The organism is Bradyrhizobium genomosp. I (2014) (assembly GCF_000261685.1).
In the GTDB taxonomy this organism is placed as follows: domain Bacteria; phylum Pseudomonadota; class Alphaproteobacteria; order Rhizobiales; family Xanthobacteraceae; genus Bradyrhizobium.
The window spans coordinates 1-4,678 of sequence record NZ_AJQE01000239.1 but is presented as its reverse complement, the minus strand read 5'-3'; the positions used below and the strand labels follow the sequence as shown (position 1 = coordinate 4,678).

Sequence of the window (4,678 nt, the reverse complement as noted above, 5' to 3'; positions counted from 1 at the left end):
AAACCCAGCCGATCGGCTTCTCCGGCTCGCGCAGGCCGGCACGCGCCAGCTTGATCGAAGCGGCGAGCGACTCGATCGCCTTGTCCTGGCCGAACACGGTGCGCTTCAAGGTCTGCTCGAGATGCTTGAGCACCTCGGCATCGTCCTTCGACACGCTCTTCGGCGGGATCCGCGCCATCGAGGCGATCGTGGTCTCGATCTCCTTGATGCCGATGGTCTTCTTGCGCTTGTTCTCGGCAACCAGCATCTGGGCCGCACCGGACTCGTCGATCACGTCGATCGCCTTGTCCGGCAGCTTGCGGTCGTGGATGTAGCGCGAGGAGAGCTGAACGGCGGCCTCGATCGCCTCATTGGTGTACTTCAGCCGGTGGTAGTCCTCGAAATACGGCTTGAGACCCTTGAGGATCGCGATGGCGTCCTCGACCGTCGGCTCGTTGACGTCGATCTTCTGGAAGCGCCGCACCAGCGCGCGGTCCTTCTCGAAGTGCTGGCGATATTCCTTGTAGGTGGTCGAGCCCATGCAGCGGATCGTGCCCGAGGCGAGCGCCGGCTTGAGCAGGTTCGAGGCATCCATCGCCCCGCCCGACGTCGCGCCCGCACCGATCACGGTGTGGATCTCGTCGATGAACAGGATCGCGTTGGGATGCGCCTCAAGCTCCTTGAGCACCTGCTTCAGGCGCTCCTCGAAGTCGCCGCGGTAGCGCGTGCCGGCAAGCAGCGTGCCCATGTCCAGTGAGAACACGGTCGCAGCCGCCAGAACCTCCGGCACCTCGCTGTCGACGATGCGCTTGGCGAGGCCCTCGGCGATCGCGGTCTTGCCGACGCCGGCCTCGCCGACGAACAACGGGTTGTTCTTCTGCCGGCGGCACAGCACCTGGATCGCACGGTTGATCTCGGAATTGCGTCCGATCACCGGATCGATCTTGCCGTCGCGCGCCTTCTTGTTGAGGTTGACGCAATAGGTCTCGAGCGCCTCGCCCTTCTTCTTGGCGTCCTCGTTGCCCTTGGTCTCGGTCTCCTCGTCGACGCCGCGCACGGGCCGCGCCTCGGACACGCCCGGCCGCTTGGCGATGCCGTGGCTGATGTAGTTGACCGCGTCGTAGCGCGTCATGTCCTGCTCCTGCAGGAAGTACGCGGCATGACTCTCGCGCTCGGCGAAGATCGCGATCAGCACGTTGGCGCCGGTCACCTCTTCGCGGCCGGAGGATTGTACGTGAATCACCGCGCGCTGGATCACGCGCTGGAAACCGGCGGTCGGCTTGGCGTCGTCGGCGCCATCCGTCACCAGATTCTCGAATTCGGTTTCAAGATAGTTGACGAGGCTCGTGCGGAGCTTGTCGAGATCGACGCTACAGGCGCGCATGACGGCGGCTGCATCGGAGTCGTCGATCAGGGAGAGCAAGAGATGCTCGAGCGTCGCGTATTGGTGATGACGCTCGTTTGCGATCGCCAGCGCACGATGCAGGGATTGTTCAAGGCTTTGGGAAAAAGTCGGCATTCGCGTCCTCTATGGCCCCCACCATCATGATCGTCATCGCCCGGTCAGGCAACAACAACCTTTGTCACATATAGTTATACAAGATCGCGGCGAAAGACCGGTTCCGCGACTCGGCGGCGACACACACATGCGGTACTTTCGATGCAAAACCCGTTCCGATTTGGGCAGAACCACCCATCTGGGCAGGATTGACGCCGGCGCCAATGTCCGCCGGATCAGGCAGCAGGATGTGCTGCCGTCACACACTACACCAACAGAACCACTCTAAAAAAACCCGAACGCGCGATTACTTCTTTTCCATCACGCATTGGAGCGGATGCTGGTGCTTGCGGGCGAAGTCCATCACCTGCGTCACCTTGGTCTCGGCGATCTCGTAGGTAAACACGCCGCACTCCCCGATACCGTGATGGTGAACATGCAGCATGATCTTGGTCGCCGCCTCGACGTCCTTCTGGAAGAACTTCTCCAGCACGTGGACGACGAATTCCATCGGCGTGTAGTCGTCGTTCAGGATCAGCACGCGGTACAGGTTCGGTCGCTTGGTCTTCGGCTTGACCTTGGTGATGACAGAGGTGTTCGGCCCCGTCGGACCGCCGGAACGGTTCTCGTCATTGCTCATTCGGGGAGCGAGGGCGGCGGTGGCCGCGGACAGGTCGAGTCTGGACAACAGTTGCGGCATGGCTCAGGCGTTCAAATTCCCCACGGAAGCGTATGACGGTCCGCCGCAGAGCCCCAGCCTCCGGAGCTTCACACAGGCGCGCCGCCTCGGTGGATCGCCGCTTCCAACCGGTCCGGTCCAAGCCGTATCGGTCGTCAACAATATGGGCCCGCCCCCGGCTCGCCGCAAGCGTGCAAAGGTCCGGCCGATGCGGCCGCGGCGGTCCCGATTCCAGATCCGGACGATCCTAGCCAAGGTTAATCAATCCGGACCGATTTGACAAAAATTTCCGCGCTACCTGGTTAGAACATGTTGATGAGGAACCACCCGGCCAGTTGCTGCGACGGTTTCGCGCGGATCATCTACGGACTTATGGTGCAGTCGAGCTGCCGCTCGAAACGCGTGGCGCGAAATCGGGCAAGGAGGAAGCTGCGCGAGACTCCGGGGCCCGCGTAGATCAGCCGATGCACTGCAATCTTGCGCGGGCAGCACCAACAAGTTCGTCCTCAACACGCCGGCGCACCAGAGCGTTGACGCATTCTGGACGATCGAACGAACTGACCGTCCAGACTGCGCGTGGCGTGCGGAGGCTAACCCGTCGCGACAAACGAAAAGCCCGGCTGTTCAGCCGGGCTTTTGCTTTCAGGATATCCGGGAAAGCTTAGTTCGCGGCCGGGGTGAACTTCGACACGATGGTCTCGACCGGCTTGAACGCCTGCTTGGCGAGGTCGCCGTAGAGGCCAGCGATCTTCTGCGATTCCGCAACGAAGGTCTCGTAGGCGGAACGGGCGAAATCGGTCTGCGCTTCCATGGCCTTGTCCAGCGACTTCACGCCGGAAAGCTTCTCGACGAAGGACTTGGTGTCTTCGAACGACTTCTTCGTATAGTCGCCATAAGCGCTGGCGATCGCCTGGAGACCGTGCTGCACCGAGGTCGCGGAGGCAACGCACTGCTCGAACTGCTCTTTCCCGTAGTTCTGAAAGTCTTCAACCTTGAACATGTCGGAATCCTTATCCCTGGCTCTCGTCGGGAAGCCCGGCTCCCTGACTTCGCTCAAAATTAGTGCAACGCACAAAAAAGTCAAGAATCTTGTGCGACGCACAAAACTCAATGCAAATCGCGGAAATTCCCGGAGTTTCCCGCAAGGGTTCCTTAAGCTTTTGGAAACTGCGGTCCCCTACCCTGATTCCCTGGACGTGTTCACTTCCGCAAACGGCCAAAAACCGCTTGAGAACATCACCTTAGCCAGAATAGCGGCTCGGGTCCAACGTCCCCCGCGGCGAACACCAGCGGAGGGACAGCCTGAGCAGGTAGTGATCCCGGGCCCCATGGGCACAATTTTGCCTCACGGGCCGGTGATCTAGTCAGAAACGGGGACGGGGTTCCATGCTTCGTAAAAACTTGTCTTCCTCGCGCTTGGCGCGGGTTGGCGTTTTCGGGCTTCTTACGGTCACCACCGCAGTCATTTTCACTACCGATGCAGCGGAGGCACGGCGCCATCGCCGTCACTATGCGCACCACCGCGTCCAGCGCGATGTGTCCGAGAGCTCGAGCCCGAAATTCGCGTCGATCATCGTCGACGGCAATTCCGGCGCGGTGCTCCAGGCAACAAGCCCTGACGGGATCCGCCATCCGGCCTCGCTGACGAAGATCATGACGCTCTACCTGCTGTTCGAGCGCCTCGAATCCGGCAGGATGAAGCTCGACACCGAGATGCCGGTGTCCCAGCACGCCGCCGATCAGGACCCGACCAAGCTGAATCTGCGTGCCGGCCAGACGATTCGCGTCGAGGACGCGATCAAGGGCCTCGTCACCCGCTCGGCCAACGACGCAGCCGTGGTGATCGCGGAAGCGATCGCCGGTAACGAGGACGACTTCGCCCAGATGATGACGCGCAAGGCGCGCTCGCTCGGCATGTCCAGGACGGTCTACCGCAACGCCAATGGCCTTCCCAACGACGAGCAGGTCACGACCGCGCGCGACCAGGCCACGCTCGGTCGCGCCATCCAGGAACGCTTTCCGCGCTACTACCGTTATTTCGCGACCTCCACGTTCAACTGGCGGGGACAGTCGATCCGCAATCACAATCACCTGCTCGGCAGCGTCGAGGGCGTGGACGGCATCAAGACCGGCTACACCCGCGCTTCCGGCTTCAATCTCGTCACCTCGATCCGCCGCGGCAACCGCCACCTGATCGGCGTGGTGCTTGGCGGCCGCAGCGGCGGCTCGCGCGACGCCATCATGCGCAACCTGCTGGCGGAGAACCTCGAGAAGGGGGCGACCACGCACACGGTCGCCGCGGTCACGGAGCGCAACGGCGCCCAGGCCAATACCGAAATTGCTGATGCGTCGGATACTCCGCCGGCCCGTCCCGCTCCGCAGGCCCAGGCCGCAACCCCTGCTCCCGAGTCTGCCCAGTCTCGTCTCGCGGCCCGCCTGTCGACGCTTGCCGCGGCCACTGCCGCGGTGCCGCCGGCCCCACCCAAGCCGGAAGCCAAGATCGAGCCTGCGCCGCTCACCAA

The 4,678-nt window shown here is 62.5% G+C and carries 4 protein-coding genes; 1 reads left to right on the top strand and 3 read right to left on the bottom strand.

All coding sequences use genetic code 11. The annotated features are described in order from the left end of the window. The 3 genes from IC50_RS22515 to IC50_RS22505 all read right to left on the bottom strand — a co-directional run. Positions 1 to 1,498 (bottom strand): AAA family ATPase (locus IC50_RS22515; protein WP_035709746.1); only part of this gene is annotated, 1,498 nt, incomplete at its 3' end. 286 nt (positions 1,499 to 1,784) lie between these two features. Next, positions 1,785 to 2,117: an ATP-dependent Clp protease adapter ClpS gene (gene clpS / locus IC50_RS22510; protein ID WP_015685564.1), complete on the bottom strand. Its 333-nt coding sequence runs from the start codon at positions 2,115 to 2,117 to the stop codon at positions 1,785 to 1,787. A 700-nt stretch (positions 2,118 to 2,817) separates the two neighbouring features. Then, a complete protein-coding gene (locus IC50_RS22505; protein WP_035709745.1) occupies positions 2,818 to 3,156 on the bottom strand; it encodes a phasin family protein in 339 nt (112 codons plus the stop codon). Positions 3,157 to 3,542: 386 nt separating this feature from the next. Between IC50_RS22505 and IC50_RS22500 the strand changes: the two genes are divergently transcribed. Continuing rightward, on the top strand, positions 3,543 to 4,678 hold a 1,136-nt coding region (locus IC50_RS22500), incomplete at its 3' end, for a D-alanyl-D-alanine carboxypeptidase family protein (RefSeq protein WP_035709747.1).

Excerpts from the sequence above, each read along its gene's own strand:
- clpS (WP_015685564.1), bottom strand. The coding sequence starts at position 2,117 with ATGAGCAATGACGAGAACCGTTCCGGCGGTCCGACGGGGCCGAACACC.
- IC50_RS22505 (WP_035709745.1), bottom strand. The coding sequence starts at position 3,156 with ATGTTCAAGGTTGAAGACTTTCAGAACTACGGGAAAGAGCAGTTCGAG.